General features: G+C 49.4%; 17 protein-coding genes. 7 read left to right on the top strand and 10 right to left on the bottom strand.

Features of this window, described 5'->3' with window-relative positions:
* Positions 1 to 120: 120 nt before the first annotated feature.
* Positions 121 to 1,653, top strand: a complete 1,533-nt coding sequence (locus tag AB1I50_RS06240; protein WP_407723141.1) for an alpha-amylase family glycosyl hydrolase — start codon at positions 121 to 123, stop codon at positions 1,651 to 1,653.
* A gap of 150 nt (positions 1,654 to 1,803) precedes the next feature.
* Here AB1I50_RS06240 and AB1I50_RS06235 read toward each other — a convergent pair whose 3' ends face one another.
* Positions 1,804 to 2,820 carry an IS30 family transposase gene (locus AB1I50_RS06235; protein ID WP_407723139.1) on the bottom strand — a complete coding sequence of 339 codons (1,017 nt, stop codon included), beginning with the start codon at positions 2,818 to 2,820 and terminating at the stop codon, positions 1,804 to 1,806.
* Between the two features lie 151 nt (positions 2,821 to 2,971).
* On the opposite strand from AB1I50_RS06235, the gene AB1I50_RS06230 reads away from it, so the two are divergent.
* A complete protein-coding gene (locus tag AB1I50_RS06230; protein WP_407723105.1) occupies positions 2,972 to 4,234 on the top strand; it encodes a transposase in 1,263 nt (420 codons plus the stop codon).
* Between the two features lie 268 nt (positions 4,235 to 4,502).
* Here AB1I50_RS06230 and AB1I50_RS06225 read toward each other — a convergent pair whose 3' ends face one another.
* Together AB1I50_RS06225 and pduL are read right to left on the bottom strand one after the other, a co-directional pair.
* A complete protein-coding gene (locus AB1I50_RS06225; RefSeq protein WP_407723137.1) occupies positions 4,503 to 4,934 on the bottom strand; it encodes a hypothetical protein in 432 nt (143 codons plus the stop codon).
* Between the two features lie 163 nt (positions 4,935 to 5,097).
* Positions 5,098 to 5,667 (bottom strand): PduL/EutD family phosphate acyltransferase, encoded by a 570-nt coding sequence (gene pduL, locus AB1I50_RS06220; RefSeq protein ID WP_407723135.1) that lies wholly within the window; start codon positions 5,665 to 5,667, stop codon positions 5,098 to 5,100.
* Positions 5,668 to 5,772: 105 nt separating this feature from the next.
* On the opposite strand from pduL, the gene AB1I50_RS06215 reads away from it, so the two are divergent.
* The 5 genes from AB1I50_RS06215 to gatB all read left to right on the top strand — a co-directional run bounded on the left by AB1I50_RS06215 (position 5,773) and on the right by gatB (position 11,787).
* Positions 5,773 to 6,348 carry a uracil-DNA glycosylase gene (locus tag AB1I50_RS06215; RefSeq protein WP_407723133.1) on the top strand — a complete coding sequence of 192 codons (576 nt, stop codon included), beginning with the start codon at positions 5,773 to 5,775 and terminating at the stop codon, positions 6,346 to 6,348.
* 432 nt (positions 6,349 to 6,780) lie between these two features.
* A complete protein-coding gene (gene aspS / locus AB1I50_RS06210) occupies positions 6,781 to 8,526 on the top strand; it encodes an aspartate--tRNA ligase (protein WP_407723132.1) in 1,746 nt (581 codons plus the stop codon).
* A gap of 100 nt (positions 8,527 to 8,626) precedes the next feature.
* The gene (gene gatC, locus AB1I50_RS06205) at positions 8,627 to 8,905 is read left to right on the top strand and encodes an Asp-tRNA(Asn)/Glu-tRNA(Gln) amidotransferase subunit GatC (RefSeq protein ID WP_407723130.1); all 279 of its coding nucleotides are present in this window, start codon (positions 8,627 to 8,629) and stop codon (positions 8,903 to 8,905) included.
* A gap of 12 nt (positions 8,906 to 8,917) precedes the next feature.
* Positions 8,918 to 10,372, top strand: coding sequence for an Asp-tRNA(Asn)/Glu-tRNA(Gln) amidotransferase subunit GatA (gene gatA / locus AB1I50_RS06200; RefSeq protein ID WP_407723128.1), 1,455 nt, complete (start codon positions 8,918 to 8,920; stop codon positions 10,370 to 10,372).
* Positions 10,369 to 11,787, top strand: coding sequence for an Asp-tRNA(Asn)/Glu-tRNA(Gln) amidotransferase subunit GatB (gene gatB, locus AB1I50_RS06195; protein WP_407723126.1), 1,419 nt, complete (start codon positions 10,369 to 10,371; stop codon positions 11,785 to 11,787). Before gatA ends, gatB begins: the two co-directional genes overlap by 4 nt.
* A 57-nt stretch (positions 11,788 to 11,844) precedes the next feature.
* Here gatB and AB1I50_RS06190 read toward each other — a convergent pair whose 3' ends face one another.
* The 7 genes from AB1I50_RS06190 to aroE all read right to left on the bottom strand — a co-directional run bounded on the left by AB1I50_RS06190 (position 11,845) and on the right by aroE (position 18,688).
* On the bottom strand, positions 11,845 to 12,117 hold the full coding sequence (locus tag AB1I50_RS06190) for a chorismate mutase (protein WP_407723124.1): 273 nt from the start codon (positions 12,115 to 12,117) through the stop codon (positions 11,845 to 11,847).
* A gap of 305 nt (positions 12,118 to 12,422) precedes the next feature.
* Positions 12,423 to 13,499 carry a chorismate synthase gene (aroC, locus tag AB1I50_RS06185; protein WP_407723122.1) on the bottom strand — a complete coding sequence of 359 codons (1,077 nt, stop codon included), beginning with the start codon at positions 13,497 to 13,499 and terminating at the stop codon, positions 12,423 to 12,425.
* 17 nt (positions 13,500 to 13,516) lie between these two features.
* Entirely contained in the window at positions 13,517 to 14,779 is a 1,263-nt protein-coding gene (aroA, locus tag AB1I50_RS06180; RefSeq protein WP_407723121.1) for a 3-phosphoshikimate 1-carboxyvinyltransferase, read from the bottom strand.
* 192 nt (positions 14,780 to 14,971) lie between these two features.
* On the bottom strand, positions 14,972 to 16,021 hold the full coding sequence (gene aroB, locus AB1I50_RS06175) for a 3-dehydroquinate synthase (protein ID WP_407723119.1): 1,050 nt from the start codon (positions 16,019 to 16,021) through the stop codon (positions 14,972 to 14,974).
* 99 nt (positions 16,022 to 16,120) lie between these two features.
* Positions 16,121 to 16,951 carry a prephenate dehydrogenase gene (locus AB1I50_RS06170; RefSeq protein ID WP_407723117.1) on the bottom strand — a complete coding sequence of 277 codons (831 nt, stop codon included), beginning with the start codon at positions 16,949 to 16,951 and terminating at the stop codon, positions 16,121 to 16,123.
* A 78-nt stretch (positions 16,952 to 17,029) separates the two neighbouring features.
* Positions 17,030 to 17,542, bottom strand: a complete 513-nt coding sequence (locus AB1I50_RS06165; protein ID WP_407723116.1) for a shikimate kinase — start codon at positions 17,540 to 17,542, stop codon at positions 17,030 to 17,032.
* A gap of 300 nt (positions 17,543 to 17,842) precedes the next feature.
* Positions 17,843 to 18,688, bottom strand: a complete 846-nt coding sequence (aroE, locus tag AB1I50_RS06160) for a shikimate dehydrogenase (protein ID WP_407723114.1) — start codon at positions 18,686 to 18,688, stop codon at positions 17,843 to 17,845.
* Positions 18,689 to 18,812 lie beyond the last annotated feature (124 nt).

Below are 18,812 nucleotides of genomic sequence, written 5' to 3'. Positions count from 1 at the left end.
ATAATCAAAACTATATTAATTCAGTCGGGAATAAAACATTTCGGAAAATAAAACTTCTATACCCGACCGAAATTAAACTCTAAACACTAAACTCTAAAATCTATTTGAAAGGGTGATTTTATGCCGAACTGGCTTAACGACGCAGTATTTTATGAGATTTATCCCCAGAGCTTTTACGACAGCAACGGCGACGGTATCGGAGATTTGCAGGGTATTATTCAAAAGCTCGACTATGTAAAGAACCTCGGTTGTAACGCGATTTGGCTCAATCCTGTCTACGATTCTCCGTTTATGGACGCCGGCTACGACGTCCGCGATTACAAGCGCGTAGCTCCGCGCTACGGCACAAACGAGGATTTGGTTGAGCTCTTCGAGCAGGCTCACGCGCGCGGAATCAAAATTTTGCTCGACCTCGTGCCCGGTCATACGTCCGACACCAACGAGTGGTTTTTGCAGGCGAAAAAGGCTGAGAAAAACGAGTATTCAAACCGCTATATTTTCACAAACAACGTCTGGGACGCTCCGCCCGAATACCGTATGATGTGCGGAATCTGCGAGCGCAACGGCAACTATATGGTAAATTATTTCAGCTCACAGCCTGCGCTCAACTACGGCTTTAACCACATCACCCATCCCGAATGGCAGCTGCCCTGCGACCATCCCGACTGCCTTAAAACCGCCGAGGCGATTAAGGACATTATGCGCTTTTGGCTCGACAAGGGAGCCGACGGTTTCCGCGTAGATATGGCGGATTCACTGGTAAAAAATGACGACGAAAAAACCGCCACAGCCAAAATCTGGCGCGGCGTAAGAGCAATGCTTGATAAAGAGTACCCCGAGGCGGCTATGGTGGCCGAGTGGTGCTGGCCGCAGCGCGCGATAAACGACGGCGGCTTTCATATGGACTTCTACCTCGACCACGTCGGCAACGGCTACTGCAGGCTGTTCCGCGCAGGCAACTGGGGCGATGAAGCGGTGTTCAACAAAAACGGCAGGGGCAACCTCAAGGCGTTTTTGGACGAGTACCTTCCGCGCTATAACCAGACGAAGGACAACGGCTACATCAGCTTTATGACGAACAACCACGATATGCCGCGCGTCACCGCTTACCTTGACAAGCAGGCAATCAAGCTGGTTAATGCCTTTATATTCACAATGCCCGGCGTGCCGTTTTTGTACTACGGCGACGAGCTGGGAATGAGGTATCAGGCGGACTTAGTCAGCAAGGAGGGCGGATTCTCGCGCACGGGCTCGCGTACCCCGATGCAGTGGAACAGCGGCAAAAACCTCGGTTTTTCCATTAGCGACGAAACGTACCTGCCCGTCGATAAAAGCGCCGACGCGCCGACGGTTGAAAACCAAAAGGACGACCCCGACAGCATTTACAAGGTCGTCACGGATATGATAGCACTTCGCCATAAGTACGAGGATTTGCGCGGCAACGGTGAGCTCGAGTTTATGTACGAGGAGGGCAAAATCCCCTTTGCCTACCGCCGCGGCAAACTGGTTATGTACTTCAATCCGCTCGACGTAGACTTTGAAATCGACACGCGCTACGACGGCGACGTAATCTATAAGCTCGGCAACGCCGAAATCAAGGACGGCAGAATCAAAATGCAGCCGCAGAGCTTTTTGATGATAGAAACAGCGTAGATTAGAGTTAAGAGATTAGAGTTAAGAGTTAAATTATTTTCGCAAATTGCAATAGCAAGTTGCAACAATTTTTGAGTCTGTAGTAGATCGCCGCGAGTTTTTCGAGGGAGGAGCGTAGCGACGAGCGAGGAAAACTCGCGGCGACGCGGCTCACGCGGCAACATATATGCGGTCGAGTTCCTGCTCGAACAGCTCTTCCGGGGTTCTGTAGCCCAGAATCTTTCTGGGCAGGTTGTTGATTTTATCCGCAAAGTAGATGATGTCATCAGCGCTGTAGTCGTCAATGCTTTTGCCCTTCGGTATAAATCTGCGCAGCATTTTGTTGTGGCACTCGTTAGTTCCCTTTTCGTAAGACGAATACGGATGAGTGAAATATACGGCTATGCCTTTTGATTCAATCTGAGAGAGGTTAGCGAATTCGGATCCGTTATCACCGGTAATGCTTTTGAATACTTCATTGTATTTATCTCCGAACTGATCAATCAGAGCGGATAGCGCCTCATCTATCGCTTCGGCAGAGTGATTTCTCACCTTGATCCATATGGACTTTCTAAGCTTGCGCTCGACTATTGTCATCACCTGAGATTCGCCTTCGACCTTCCTGCCGATTACACTATCGATTTCCCAGTGTCCGAACTCTTCTCTGGTATCTACAATATCGGGACGCTGCTCAATACTATTGCCGAGTTTTCGCTTGTTTTCTCGATCTTTCTTGGTTTTAGTCTTTCTCGACAGTTTCTCAGGCAAATCGATGTTCTTGATTTTAAGCAGACCTGAATCAACATAGTTATACAGCGTTTTGGTACACACCATTTCTTTAGAGGAAAACAGTCCGTTGGCTTTTGCATGACCTACTGCGGCGTCCAAAGACCATCCTTCATCGAAAAACTGATCTTCAACATATCTGAGAAACTTTGCAGTTTCAAGGCAACGGTAATTGCGGCAGCTGTTCTTGCGATGTTCACGATATGCTTCCTCGCCTTTGTCAGCCTTATATCTGGCTATCTTTCCGTTGTAGAGATATACCGTACCACGGTTGATCTCGTTTTTGATCGTGTTGTATGGTCTGCCAAGACTTTTGGCGATTGCGTAGATCGTCCACTTGTCCTCATTGAAGCGCACTTCAATTATGTGTCGTTCTTCAGAAGACAGTTTAAGTTTCCCCAAAACGCAATCGTGAATGTTGAAAAAATGGCGTGGTTAAGGGAAAACTCGGCAATAAAAAAATGAAAATCTGGTAAAAAAAGAAGTGCAATAGCGCTCGAAAAATGGTATAATTAAATTGGAACAAAACCATACCAAAGGAGCGTATTGCACTATGTTGAATTATAACACACTCAACGGTAATTTGAAAAGGGGTATTTTGAATTATTCTCAAAAAATTTCAAAAGGCTTGAACCGTCCTGATAAGAAATTCGTAACAGATATGTTGTACGGAACGCTTGCCTCGGGAAGCTGTATGCTGTCTGAAATCAGCCGCAGCCTGCATGAAAACATCAAGCTGATCAAAACAGTCAACAGATTGTCGAGAAATCTTGCGGATTTTGAAGCAGCAGACGCCGAAACCGTGCGTGAAAACTATCTCAAAGCAATCAAACGCCGGTATAATGATGACAGCTTGATAATTGTCGATGGTTCCGACATCACCAAGCCCGCCAGCAAACACCTTGAAAAGCTCTGCGAGGTACGCGACGGCAGCACAGGTGAGATCGGGATCGGTTACCATACTATCGGCGCAGCGGTTCTCTCAAGCGAAAACAAGCTGCCCTTCGGTATATACAGCCGTATCTACTCAACCAAGGATGAAGACTTTGTCAGCGAAATCGAGGAATATCTTGATTGCTTTGAATATATCAGCAGACACTTTTCCAAAGACAATGTCAGGACGATGGACAGAGGCTTTGACAACAACAAATACTACCGTTACTTTATCAGAAACAACGAAAAGTTCATTATCAGAGCCAAAAAGAACCGTAATGTTATCTATAATGGAAAAACCGAAAACATCATGTCTGTCGCCAATCGCTTCAAGGGTAAATACAGCCTGAGATTCAAGAACAAAAGCGGCAAACAAGTAGACGTCAAAATCAGTATTATTTCGATTCAACTGCCTAAATACAAAAATGTTGAATTACAATTAGTGGTTGTATACGGTTTCGGCGAGGGACCAATGCTGTTGATCACCAATCTGTCATCGGACGATAAACGAATCGGGATTTCGGTTTGCAAGGCGTATTTGATGCGCTGGAGAATCGAGGAATACTTCAAATTCAAAAAGCAAAAATTCGATTACGAGAATCTGAGGGTGCGTTCTCTGCAATCTATCCGTACTCTCGATTTGCTTCTGACGCTTGCCATCGGTTATATTTCCATGCTGTCCGACAAGCCGTTCTTTACCCGTATGCGCTTTGAGATCATCGAGGTTTCAAAGCGTCTGTTCGGAGCGCCTGATTTCGTCTATTACGCCATCGCAGACGGTATCTATGAAACCTTGAAGTACGTCAAGTCGGGGCTGAAGCGCCTGCTCGCTATTCCCACGCCTTCACCTCAGCTTTTGCTCGCAGGTTTTGGGGAAACTTAAATCAGAAGACAGGTGTTGATATTTCTTGTGTTCCGTGCTACAATTAGGGTTGTCCATAGTGATGATTCCTTTCGAATTGGTGAGCGTAAACTCAATTCTACTACAGAATCGTCCCTATGGACTATTTTTTTATTGTTGCAACCTCATTTTACAATGCGCCGTTAAATTATTTTAACGGATAAGTTTGTATAAAAATTAAAGCCTTCCCTAAAGCTAAAGCACCGGGGAAGGCTTTAAAAATTAAACTCTAAACATTAAACTCTAAACTCTACAAAAAAGCCCTCATTTCCTTAATATGCTCCTCCTCGGTGTCGAGCATTTTTTTGGCGAGAAGCGTAACGTTTCGGTCGCCCCTGTCGTAATCGCGCAGGTGCTGAACCATCTTGTTAACGCCCATTGTGTTGCCTTTAATCATCATTTCGGCGGCGTGCGAGGGGGACGAGTCGCGCTTCAAATCCCTCTGAGCCGCAATTTTCGTCATAGTTTTAGCCATCGGGCTGATGTGCTTTGCCTCAGCACCGCGGCTTTTAAGCATGGTATTCGCGACATGATATATTTTTCCGTACCGCACAAGCTGGTCGCAGAGTACGCTGTCAACCGCAAGGCTGTTTTTAACGCCCTTGCGGACATTTTTTATGCCCTGACAGCCCATCTCCGCGTTTTGAAGAATGTAATTGAGCATTTCTACATCATTAATCATAAAATCACCTCTGAATATAGCTTTGGCAAAATTTCCGCCGTTATTCAGTTGAAATCGAATGATTAAGTGTGATATAATCTTTTTAAATAAATCCAAACATTAAAAGTCTCCCCCGCAGCATAACGCAACGGGGGAGGCTGAAAAGATTTAATTAAATTGAAAATTAAACAATAATCTCGCCGTCAACAGTGCCTGCAAGACCGGCGGCGTTGCTCTCGTCGGTATCAACGTGCATAGCCGGAGCGTATTTGGGGCTGACTCTCACAACAACGTCTCCGAAAACAGTCTCTCTGCCTGTGCCTACGCCGACCTTTGTCGAAACAATCTGCTTGTCCTTAAGACCGAATTCCTCGGCAGTCGCAGGATCAAGGTGAATGTGTCTTTTAGCGGCGATAACGCCCTGTGTAATCTCAACCTCGCCCTTAGGGCCAACGAGCTTACAGCCGGGAGTACCGTCGAGCACACCTGACTCCCTAACAGGAGCGGTAATGCCGAGCTTTCTCGCGTCGGTGAGAGAAATTTCAACCTGATCGTCAGGTCTTTCGGGACCGAGGATTGACATTGTCATCTCGCCTCTCGGGCCGACAACGGTAACCTTCTCAAAGCAGGCAAACTGTCCGGGCTGAGAAAGATCCTTTTTGTTAGTGAGCTGATAACCCTCGCCAAAGAGAGTGTCGAGTGTTGCTCTGCAAACGTGAACGTGATGCGCAGAGGTTTCTACCATAACTTTCATAAAAAATACCACCATTCATTATTTTTGCCGTAACGGCTTATCATATCTATTTTACTACTATTTAAGACAGATTTCAACTGTTATTTTTGTTAAGGAGCGTTAATTATGTATAAAACTTGGGAAGAACTTAAATCAGTCTGCCTCGGCTGTGAAAAATGCGAGCTCTGCAGGACGAGAACAAACGTTGTTGTCGGCGTGGGTAACCCCGAGGCGGAGGTAATGTTCATCGGAGAAGGCCCCGGAGAGAACGAGGATTTGCAGGGTGAGCCGTTTGTCGGCAGGGGAGGAAAGCTCCTCGACAAAATGCTGACAGCCGTTGACCTCGACCGCAAAAAGAACATCTACATCGCGAATATCGTAAAATGCCGTCCGCCCAAAAACCGCGACCCAAAGCCCGAGGAACAGGAGCAGTGCATTGAATGGCTGCGCGATCAGGTGCGCCTTATCAGACCGAAGATTATCGTCTGTCTCGGCAGAATCGCCGCCGGAAGGATAATTAAGTCCGACATCAAAATCACAAAGGAGCACGGCGTGTGGTTTGAAAAGAACGGAATTTTGATGATGGCTATGCTCCACCCCGCGGCAATCCTGCGCGATCCGCGCCGCAAGCCCGACGCGTTCGACGATTTCCTAAAGCTCCGCGACAAAATCAACGAGGTCTGCGAGCACACGTATGATTAGAGTTTAGAGTTAAGAGTTGAGAGTTTAATTAGCGGAAACTTTTGTCGATAATCGTAGGGGCGGACCTATGTGTCCGCCCAAAAAGCCTCCCCCAACGCGAAAGCTTTGGGGGAGGTGTCATTTTGATTGCAAAATGACGGAGGGGGCAGATGCTTCCAAAACGCCCCATTATGAATTGCAACGCAAAACTCGCGCTGAAACACACGCAGCCCCCTCAGTCACCGTCAACAAGTTGCCGGTGCCAGCTCCCCCGAAAACAAGTGTCGGGGGAGCCTTTAAACTACATACAAACGTTTTCCGCTTAATATATTAAACTCTCAACTCTCAACTCTAAACTCTGCTTCAAACTCTCAACTTAACTCTTGTATTCTTCCCTCATTTGTGCTATAATACTTTAGAATGGGTAAAATATCTTTGAAAGGATAGTTTTTGATGATAAAAGCTAACATTTACCGCACCGTAAGCTGCGGAGAATTAAGAGAAGAAAACATCGGCCAGCAGGTTAAGGTAGCCGGCTGGGTAGAGAATATTCGTGACCACGGCGGCGTTATGTTCCTCGACATCCGCGACGAGTACGGAGTTCTGCAGGTTGTCGTTCACGACGACGAGCTTCTTAAAAATATCAACAAGGAGTGCACCGTTACGCTCAGCGGCGAGGTCGTAAAGCGTGACGAGGACACCATCAATAAAAAAATCGCCACCGGATTTGTAGAGGTTCACACCGACGACATCAAGGTGCTCGGCAGGTGCAAAAACGCGCTTCCGTTCGAGGTCGCAACCTCAACAAACACCTCTGAGGACGTTAGGCTTAAGTACCGCTACCTCGATTTGCGTAACCCCAAGGTTCACAATAACATTTTGCTGCGCTCAAAGGTAATCTCCTTTTTGCGCTCAAAGATGGAGAGCCTCGGCTTTACCGAGATTAACACCCCGATTCTCTCGACCTCATCACCCGAGGGAGCTCGCGACTACCTGATTCCGAGCCGTAAGCACAAGGGCAAGTTCTACGCTCTGCCGCAGGCTCCGCAGATTTTCAAGCAGCTCTTGATGGTATCAGGCTTTGACAAATACTTCCAGATTGCGCCCTGTTTCCGTGACGAGGACGCGCGTGCCGACCGTTCGCCCGGCGAGTTCTACCAGCTCGACTTCGAAATGGCTTTCGCCACTCAGGAGGACGTGTTCGACGTTGCCGAGGAGGTTTTGTATGAGACCTTCTCGAAGTTTACAGATAAAGAGGTCAGCAAGCCGCCGTTTGCGCGTATTCCCTTTGCCGAGGCAATGGTAAAGTACGGCACGGATAAGCCCGACCTCAGAAATCCGCTCATCATCAAGGAAATCAGCGATATATTCGTCGAGACCGACTTTGCTCCCTTCCGCAAAAAGTGCGTTCGCTCAATCAACGTTCCCGGCGCGGCGGCTCAGAGCAAAAAGTGGTTTAAGAGAATGGAAGAATTCGCCCTTTCAATCGGTATGAAGGGACTCGGCTATGTTAAGGTTAACGAGGATTTGACCTTTGACGGACCGATTGACAAGTTCTTAAAGCCAGGCGACCGCGAGGAGCTTATCGAGCGCAACGGCTCAAAGGCAGGCGACGTAATCTACTTCATCGCTGACACCGCCCAGGAAGCGCCCAAGCTTGCCGGACAAATCCGCACTGAGGTCGCCAACCGCCTTAACCTGATTGACACAAGCAAGTTTGAGATGTGCTTCATCGTGGACTTCCCGATGTACGAGCGCGACGACGACGGCAAGGTAATCTTCACCCACAATCCGTTCTCAATGCCGCAGGGCGGACTTGACAGCCTGCTGAGCAAGGATCCCGAGGAAATTTTGGCGTATCAGTACGACATCGTGTGCAACGGCGTAGAGCTTTCCTCAGGCGCGGTAAGAAACCACGACATTGAAATAATGAAAAAGGCGTTTGAAATCGCCGGATATTCCGAGGACGACCTCAAGGCGAAGTTCTCGGCACTGTACAATGCGTTCCAGTACGGCGCACCGCCCCACGCGGGAATGGCGCCCGGCGTTGACCGTATGATTATGCTCCTCACCGACGAGGAAAATATCCGCGAGGTAATCGCCTTCCCGATGAACTCCAACGCTCAGGACGTGCTCCTCGGCTCACCCGGAGAGGTAAGCGAGCAGCAGCTCCGCGAGGTTCATGTAAAGTTAAGATAATAAGTTGATAGTTGAATGTTTTGAATTAAAGACTTCTTTTGGTAAAAGAGTAATTAAACTCTTAACTCTTAACTCTCAACTCTAAAAAAGGATGATAACTATGGTAACAAGAGAAGACGTAGAAAATATCGCTCTGCTCTCTAAGCTTTTTGTTCCCGAGGAGGAGCTTGACGGGCTCACAAAGTCAATGCAGGAGATCGTGGACTTTGCCGATACAATCAACAACGCTCCGGCAAGCGATGAGGGCTTTGACAACATCAACAACCTCTCAAACGTGTTCCGCGAGGACGAGGTTGTGCCGTCGTTCCCCAGTACGGAAATCCTCAAAAACGCTCCCGAGCAGGCAGAGGATCACTTCCTCGTGCGCAACAGAGAGTAAGGCGGTGTAATTATGGGTTCTATTGCTAAAATTCACGAAATGCTCGTAGGCAAGCAGCTTTCCTGCGCCGAGCTTACAAAGAGCTATCTTGATGAAATTGATAAATCAAATTCCGAGCTTAACGCTTACGTTAACGTAACTCCCGATGAAGCGATGAAAACCGCTGAGGCTGTCGATAAAAAAATCGCGGCAGGGGAGGAAATCGGTATGCTCGAGGGCGTTCCGATGACCTTGAAGGACAATATCTCGACCAAGGGAATTGAGACCACCTGCTGTTCAAAGATTTTGACAGGCTACAAGCCGATTTATGACGCTACCGTTTGGGAGCTTCTGCAAAATCAAAACGCCGTTATGCTCGGCAAGGCAAATATGGACGAGTTCGCGATGGGTTCATCGTGCGAGACCTCATACTTCGGCGGAGCGGCTAACCCCTTCAACACCAACCACGTCGCCGGAGGCAGCTCGGGCGGAGTTGCCGGCGCTGTCGGCGGAAATATCGCGGCTTACGGCTTGGGCTCTGACACCGGCGGATCTATCCGCCAGCCTGCGTCGTTCTGCGGAGTTGTCGGCTTAAAGCCCACCTACGGCGCGGTTTCGCGTTACGGACTTATCGCATATGCAAGCTCGCTCGACCAAATCGGACCGATTACCAAGAGCGTAGAGGACGCCGCTGCTGTATTTGACGCGATTTCAAAGCAGGACAAGCGCGATTCGACCTCAAAGGGCAGCGCAAAAGCTACCTTTGACACGCTTAATAACGATATTAAGGGAATGAAAATCGGCATCGCGCGCGAGTACCTCGACGGTGTTCGCGACGACGTAAAAGAGGCTGTGCTCGAGGCGGCAAAGGTTTATGAGTCGCTCGGAGCCGAGATTGTCTACTTCGATTTGCCGATACTCAAATTCGCCCTTCCCGTATACTACATCATCGCCTGCGCCGAGGCTTCATCAAACCTCGGACGTTACGACGGTATCCGCTACGGCTACAAAACCGAGCACTACAACGGCACTCACGATATGATTTGCCGCACGCGTTCGGAGGGCTTTGGCGAGGAAGTCAAGCGCAGAATTCTGCTCGGAACATACGTGCTCTCGGCAGGCTACTACGACGCCTACTACAAAAAGGCTCAGAACCTCAGGGGTACAATCATCAGCGCGTTCAACAAGGCGTTTGAAAGCTGCGACGTTATTCTTGCTCCTACAGTGCCGATGACCGCGTTCGAAAAGGGCAACGCCATCAGCGACCCGATTGAGACCTACCTTACAGACATCTGTACCGTTCCGGTGAATATCGCCGGACTTCCGGGCGTATCAATCCCCTGCGGATTTAACAAAAACGGAATGCCCATCGGTATGCAGCTTATCGGCAAGAGCTTCGGTGAGGCTGAAATCCTCAACGCCGCTTATAAATACCAGCAGGCTCAGCCTGACAAATTTATGGATACAAAGTGGGGTGTTAAGCTGTGAAATATGAGTTAGTTTCGGGTTTTGAAACCCACATTGAGCTTTCTACCAAGACCAAAATTTTCTGCGGCTGCACCACTCAGTTCGGCGGCGAGCCGAATACCCACTGCTGCCCGGTGTGCATCGGACTTCCCGGTACGCTTCCCGTGCTCAACCGCGAGGTTGTGCGCTTTGCGATTAAGGCAGGCCTTGCCGTTCACGGCGAAATCGCCGAGGTCGCGAAAATGGACAGAAAAAATTACTGCTATCCCGACCTTTCAAAGGCGTACCAGATCAGCCAGCTTTACGCTCCGCTGATTATCGGCGGCTACGTTGAGCTAAGTAACGGCAGAAAAATCAGGCTTCACCACATTCACATCGAGGAGGATGCAGGCAAGCTGATTCACCAGCACGGCGACACCTACGTTGACTACAACCGCGGCGGCGTTCCGCTGATTGAGATTGTCTCCGAGCCCGATATCCGCTCGATTGACGAGGCGAAGGAGTATGTAGAAAAACTCCAGCAGGTTATGCGCGCAATCGGCGTTTCCGACTGCAAAATGCAGGAGGGCTCAATGCGCTGCGACGTTAATATCTCTGTCCGTCCCGAGGGCACCGAGGAATTCGGCACACGTACCGAGATTAAAAATATGAACTCAATCAACAACATAGCCAAGGCTATGGAGTACGAGTACGACAGACAGGTTGACCTTATCGAAAGCGGCGGCAAGGTGGTTCAGGAAACCCTGCGCTACGACGACGCCACAGGCACAACCTCGTCGATGAGAAGCAAGGAGGACGCTCACGATTACCGCTACTTCCGCGATCCCGATTTGGTTACAATCAATATCTCCCGCGAGGAGGTAGAGCAGCTCAGAGCCGAGCTTCCGGAGCTTCCTGCCGACAGATATAAAAGGTACGTCGAGGAAATCGGGCTTCCCGAAAAGGACGCCGCTCTGCTCACCAAGTACAGACGTATCAGCGAGTATTTTGACGAGGCTTCAAAGGGCGTTAAGAACCCCAAAACCGTGTCAAACTTCATTATCGGTCAGATTTTCCGCAGAACCGAGACCGAGGCGGACAAGGAAATTTTCGACGTTCCCGTAACGCCTGCAAGGCTCAACGAGCTTGTTAAGCTGCTCGACGGCGGAAAAATCCGCAACAACCTCGCAAAATCCACGCTTGAAAAAATGCTCGACACCGGCAAAGGCGCGCTCGACTTTATCAGCGAAAGCGATATGGCAGGCCTTGACGAAAACGCACTGCTCGAGCTCTGCAAGAACGCGGTTCAGGGCAACCCGAAGGCGGTTGAGGACTTCAAAAACGGCAAGGAAAAGGCAATTAAAGCCCTTGTCGGCAACGTTATGAAGAACAGCCGCGGCAAGGCGGACGCCGTTGCGGCAGAGGCGAAGATTAAAGAAATTATCAATAACGGATAAAAAAAGACTGTCACCCTCGGCAAAAGCCGGGAGTGACAGTTTTAATATACTTATTACCTATTGCTTATTACTTATTACTTCCCCTTGCAGATCTCTCGAAAGCTCCATAATCTTTTTGTAGAGCTCACGCGCGTATTCGCCGTATTTTCCGCCCTTTTGCTCGACGGAATTTAAAATTTCATCCTCGCGGTCTGTGTTGAGAATAGGAATATTATTCGCCTTTTTATACTCGGCTACCGCCCTTGAACAGTCCATCCTGCGCATAAAAAGCGCAATCAACTCTTTGTCAATGCTGTCAATCTCAGCCCTGATTTCATCTAAACTTTTCATAAAACCATTCCTTTTGGAGTATATCTTTTTAAAGCCTCCCCCGACACTTGTTTCGGGAAATTCCCCTGTCAGGGGAAATGTCGCGTAGCGACAAAAGGGTTGCCGTTTTCGCCAGAAAAAGGTGGCATTTTGCTTTGCAAAATGACGGAGGGGGCAGACGTTTCCGATTAATGCCATGCTATGAATTGCAACGGAAAACCCCTGCTGACTCACACGAAGCCCCCTCAGTCACCGTCAATTTGTTGACGGTGACAGCTCCCCCATGACAAGTAATGGGGGAGCCTTTAAATGGGCGAGCAACGTAATCAATTATCAATTAAATTAACCACCGCAATCGCCGCCGCGGCTTCGATTACCGGCACGGCGCGCGGAACAATGCACGGATCGTGCCTGCCCTTAATTTCGAGCTCGGCGTTCTCGCCCTTTTGCAAATCGACCGTGTTCTGTTTTTGCGCGATGGACGGAGTAGGCTTAATCGCCGCCCTGAAAATAATCGGCATACCGTCGGTGATACCGCCCAAAATTCCGCCGCAGTTGTTCGTCTCGGTCACTACCTCGCCGTCAACATAGCGGAACGGATCGTTGTTCTGAGAGCCTCGCATTTTAGCGGCTTCAAAGCCTGCGCCGAACTCAACGCCCTTGACCGCCGGAATTCCGAAAACCGCCTTGGCGATAACGCCTTCAACGCCGTCGAACATCGGCTCTCCAAAGCCGGCCTTAACCCCGGTCACGGCGCACTCAATCACTCCGCCTACGCTGTCAAGCGCAAGCCTTGCGCTCTCAACCTCATCGCGCATAGCCTGCTCGACGTCAGGATTAATCAGCGAAAACGAAGAATTACTGAGTCTGTCAACCAAATCGTCATCCACGTTGACAGAACCAAATTTATCATCACAAACGCCGCCTATGCTCTGAATATGGGCGGCAATTTTTATGCCCTTTTTCTCCAAAATCTGCCTGCAAACCGCGCCTGCAAAAACAATCGGAGCGGTCAGCCTGCCCGAAAAATGTCCTCCGCCGCGGATGTCGTTATTTCCGCCGTACTTCACAAACGCCGCGTAGTCGCTGTGACCGGGGCGCGGAGTTGTCAGCAGGTTGCCGTAGTCGGATGAGCGCGTGTTGGTGTTCTCAATCACCGCACAGAGCGGCGCGCCTGTCAGCGTATCACCGAGCATACCCGAAATAATCTTCGGCAGGTCGCTCTCCTTTCGCGGAGTGGCGGTCTTGTCCCTGCCGGGAGCACGCCTCGCCATTTGAGCGTTCACGCGCTGTAAATCTATCTTTTCGCCTGCCGGCAAGCCGTCAATCACAACGCCGATACCGCCGCCGTGACTCTCTCCGAACACGGAAATTTTTATTTTATCGCCAAAGGTTGAACTCATAATTTTGTCCTTTTCTTCTATATAATTTCTGCCTTGCCGCCCACTGAATTGTAGTCCTCAAAAAACTGCGGATAGCTCTTGTTAACGCTGAGCGCGTCGGTGCAGATAATTGGGTTCTGCGAGCCTGCCGCGCAAACCGCCGCCGACATCACAATCCTGTGGTCGTTAAAGCCCTTCGCCGTGCCGCCGATAAGACTTTTTGTGCCTGTAATTTCAAGTCCGTCGGGCAGCTCGACCGCCTCGCCGCCGAGCGAATTAATCAGCGCCGCGGTGGATTTGAGCCTGTCGCTCTCCTTAATTCTGAGCCGTTCGGCGTTCGTAATTTTAGTTGTGCCCTCGGCAAACGCCGCGCATACCGCGAGCGCCGGAACGAGGTCGGGAATTTGCGAGGCGTTAATCTCAATCGCCTTCATACTGCTCTTTTTGACGGTTACGCTGTCGGCTTCCTGAATGACCTCAGCGCCGAATTCGCGCAAAAGCTCGGCAATTTTGCGGTCGCCCTGCTTTGAGTCGGTGTTAAGATTTTTTACGGTGATCTCGCCGTTAACCGCGCCCGAAACAAGGTAAAAAGCCGCCTGCGACCAGTCGCCGTCGGTGCGGTAATCTGACGGAATATAGTGCTGGCTTCCGCGGACGTGCCAGCCGGTGTCGGTCACGTCAACCTCAATTCCGAACTTCTCCATCGTGCGGATCGTCATATTGATGTACCCCGCGCTTTGAATGGGCGAGGTCAGCACGATGTCGCTGTCGCCGCGGAGCAGGGGAAGGGCGAACAGCAGTCCCGAGATAAACTGAGAGCTGATGTCGCCGGGAACTCTGTAAATTCCGCTTTTGAGCTGTCCGCTGATTTTAAGCGGCAAGCCGCCGCCGCTTTCGAGCGTAACGCCCTTTTGCGGCAAAATCTCGGAATATAAGCCGATTGGGCGTGTGACAAGGCTGCCGCTGCCGCGAAATTCCGCTTCAACGCCGCCTGCCGCCGCAATCGGGATTAAAAATCTTAATGTGCTGCCGCTCTCGGTGCAGTCGAGCACGGCGGATTTGTTCTTAAAAATATCAGTGCCGTCAACGGAAAGAACATCATTTACAATTTCTGTTTTCGCGCCGAGCGCTTCGACGCAGCCGATAGTCGCCTTGATGTCGTTCGACAGTGCGACGGGGGAAATTGTGCACCTTCCGCCTGACAGCGCCGCGCAGATTATCGCGCGGTGAACGTCGCTTTTTGACGGCGGAGCGGTAACGCTTCCGCACGGTGTATAAGGTAAAAATTTAACATTTGGCATAATGTACCCCTTTGGGAGAGTTTAGAGTTGAGAGTTGAGAGTTTAGTGATAGGTCGCTACGCTCCGAATTTATAATATTGCAGAGCGTTTGTTAAAGATATGTCAGCACCATATTAATTCAGTCGGGAACAAAACGTTTCGGTAAAATAAACCTGTCCACACGACCAAAATTAAACTCTAAACTCTTAACTCTTAACTCTGAATAAATTCTTCAAGCTTATCGAACTCTATCTTTCTTGTAAAGCTTTCACCGATTTTTTTGAGCAGGACGAGGTTCACCGAACCGCCTGCGGATTTTTTGTCGCTCCTTGCGGCTTCGACAATTTCGTGAACGCCAAGCGAGGTCTCGACAGGCAGGTTGTATTTTTTGCAAAGGCGGACAATCCGCTCATAAGCGCCTGCTTCGGTAATTCCGTTTTTCTCGCCTGCCTTTGCAATCATCGCCATACCGATTGCCACCGCCATACCGTGGGTAATCTCGCCGTAGCCTGTCAGCTTTTCAATCGCGTGGCCGAGGGTATGGCCGAAGTTTAAGAGCATACGCTCGCCCTTCTCGCGTTCATCGCGGCTCACGACGTCGCGCTTTATTTTAACACAGGTTTCAATCACGCTCTCAATGTTTTCGAGCGCGTTTTCGTTCTCCAAAAATTCAAAAAATTCCGCGTCCTTAATGCAGCCGTACTTAATCACCTCGCCCATGCCGTCGGTGATGAATTCTTCCGGCAGGGTTTTAAGCATATCGGGGTCGATAAGTACCGCTATCGGCTGGTGAAAAGCGCCTACAAGGTTCTTGCCCTGGGGCAAATCAACGCCTGTTTTGCCGCCGACGGACGAATCAACCTGGCTCAAAAGCGAGGTCGGAATTTGAATAAAGTCAATTCCTCTCAGGTAGCTTGCCGCCGCAAAGCCTGCCATATCTCCGCAAACTCCGCCGCCCAGCGCGATGATGATGTCCTTGCGCGTCATCTTAAAATCGGCAAGCGAGTTGTAAATCTCGGCAATCGTACCGAGGTGCTTGCTCTTTTCGCCTGCCTCGTATACAAATGAATTAACCTCAAAGCCTGCGTTTTCAAGCGGATTTTTGAGCGCTTCAAGGTAGAGCGGAGCAACGTTAGTATCGCTTACAATCGTAATTTTTTCAGCGGATGAAAGGCTCTTTGCGTATTGCGCGGCAGAGCCTAAAATCCCTCTCTCAATAAAAATATCATACGGTTTTCCCGTGCTTACGTGTACGGTTTTCATAATGCTCTCCTGTTGAATTAATGCCGGGTTTTCGGTCGGGATACCCGGTTAACTAATACACCTGACATAAGTTCTCGAATTGACAGCGGAGGCACTCCGCTATTCTCCAAGTGCCTGCTTGATTTTATGCCCCTGCTCGAGCAAGTCCGCAAGCGTTTCTCTGTCGTTATCCTTAATCGCGTCCTTAATGCGCGTTATGTTGTCAATCAAAATATCGAGCTCGGTAATCAGCGGCTCGCGGTTCTCCAAAAACAGCTCGCTCCACAGCTTTGAATTGATGTTCGCAACGCGCGAGACGTCGCGGTAGCTGCCGGCTGAAAAGCCGTTGTGGTTCGGACAGCACGGACTGAGCACGTACGAACACGCCAAAACGTGCGGCAGCTGAGATGTAAACGCAATCATCCTGTCGTGTTCCTCGGGCGTGGTGATTTTAACCTGCCCGAAGCCGATTGAAAGCGCCAAATCCGCGAGTGTATTAACATATTTTTCATCAGCACCGCAGGGCGTAATAATAAAGCTTGCGCCGTTGTAGAGCTCCGCCTCGGACACGCCGTAGCCGTTTTTCTCCTTGCCTGCCATCGGGTGGCTTCCGACAAAGACAAAGCCGAATTCCTGCGACAGCTCATAAAGCTGAGGGCAAATCGCGCTTTTAATTCCCGAGGAATCGGTGACGAGCGCGCCTTTTTTGATGAATTTTCCGTTTTCCTTTATAAAGTCAACGCACGCCTGCGGATACATACAAAGAAAAATTATGTCGGCTTCACCAAGACTTTCGACCGTGCCGATAACGTCAATCGAGCCGTCGTTTTTTGCCTGCTCTGCGACAGAATGCGTGCGGTTAATTCCGATAACCGTGTGGGCGGTGTGCTTTTTAATCGCCTTGCAAAAGCTTCCGCCGATAATTCCCAAACCAATAACAGCAATTTTCATATATACGCCCCTAAAACTTGATAAGTATATTTTAGCACTTTAAATTGCTATAATCAATAGTTAAAAACGTGCAATCGTTCACTTGCTGTAAAGTCGCACCGCGTCCATTACCGCAAAAGCGGTTCCGAGGGGCGTTTCCTCGCCCTTAACGGTGACGTCAGCCGCCGCTTGGTACAGCGGCAGGCGCTTTTCGTAGAGCTCAGCCATCGCCTCGTCCTTGTCGGGACGCTGCAAAAGCGGTCGCTTTGTGTCGTTTCTCAGGCGGTATTTGATTGTGTCGAGCGGTACGTCGAGCAAAACGATGACGTCATTTTGCTTAAAGACCTCGACATTCCTTGCAAAGGTCAGCGCGCCGCCGCCCGAGGCTATAATCAGATTTTTCTCAAGGCTTAACTCCCTGCACGCCTCGTGCTCCATATCGCGAAAGCCGCTCTCGCCGTATTTTTCGAAGATTTCGGACACGCGCATACCTGCCTTTTCCTCAATATAGCTGTCCATATCGACAAATTTCTTGCCCGATTTGCGTGCGATATTCTTGCCGACGGTAGATTTTCCGCAGCCCATAAAGCCGCATAATACAATGTTGTTCAATTTATTTCCTCCGGAATAAATTAATTGAAAATTTGAGGTGTTGTCCAAATCTTTGATTTGGGTAACAACACCCATGCGTTAGCTGATAGTTGATAATTGATAATTTCGGTCGGGGAGATAGGTTTGCGTTCTCGAAACGTTTAATTCTCGATTGAATTAATATGGAGCGAATTTAACTTTTCCAACTGCTCTGCAATATTACCAATCGGGTGCGGGAAATTCCCCTGACAGGGGAAATGTCGCAAAGCGACAAAAGGGTTGCCGTCCGGCTACGGAGAGCCCGCCATTAATTATCCATTATCAATTTTCCATTTTCAATTTATTCGCCGCACTAACGCACAGCTTGTCAATATCTTTCTTATCAAAGCTCTTGCCGTGCCAAATTTCCTGAGCGACCGCCGCCTGCCAAACGAGCATTGACATTCCGCCGACTGCCTTTGAGCCGTTCGCCTTTGCGCGCTTAACGAGCACGGTTTCGAGCGGATTGTAAACCGCGTCAAAAACCGCGCCGCATCTGCCGATTGCGCAGTTATGTATCGGCTGTTCATCGGCGTTGGGGTACATTCCGACGGGAGTGGCGTTAATCAGCACGTCAACAGTGCCGATAATCTGCGTCATAAGCCCGAAGCTGACCTTAGCGTCGGGGATTTTGCGCGTGATGTCAAGGCACAAAAGCCCTGCCTTTCCCACGTCCTGCGGACGAACCGCAAACTCAAATTCAAGTCCTTTTTTGGCAATCTCATACGCCATTGTGCGCGCAACTCCGCCGCAGCCGAGTATCATAATTCTGCCGTCAAGCTCAATTCCTGCGGCTTCAAGCGCCTTTAAAAAGCCGTCCGGATCTGTTGTGTAGCCCTTTGACTTTCCGTCCTTAACCGAAACAGTGTTCACGCTGCCATACATCTCAGCCTTTTTGTCAATTTCGTCGAGGTACTGAATGATGTTCTGCTTGTGCGGAATTGTCACGTTAAAGCCGTCGAGCTTTGACAGGGTGTTCTTAAATTCCTCGCCAAGGCTCTCGGGAGCGACGTCGATTTTTGTATAGTCCGCGTCAACTCCTGCAATTTCGAATAATCTTTTGTGAATAAACGGCGACATCGTGTGACCGATAGGGTGGCCGATGACCGCATAATGTTGTGTGCTCATAGCAATCCCTCCATATATACTGATACTTTTTTGAAAGCATATTACACAAAAACAGCTATTCATTTTTGGTAATAACGACATTAATTTATGCAATTTCAAAAAACTTTAAATTAATTTCCGAATA

The organism is Ruminococcus sp. NATIVEDY161 (assembly GCF_045819895.1).
Classification (GTDB): Bacteria; Bacillota; Clostridia; order Oscillospirales; family Acutalibacteraceae; genus Ruminococcoides.
Note: the sequence above shows the minus strand (reverse complement) of the source record. Positions and strands in the feature narration are given on the sequence as shown.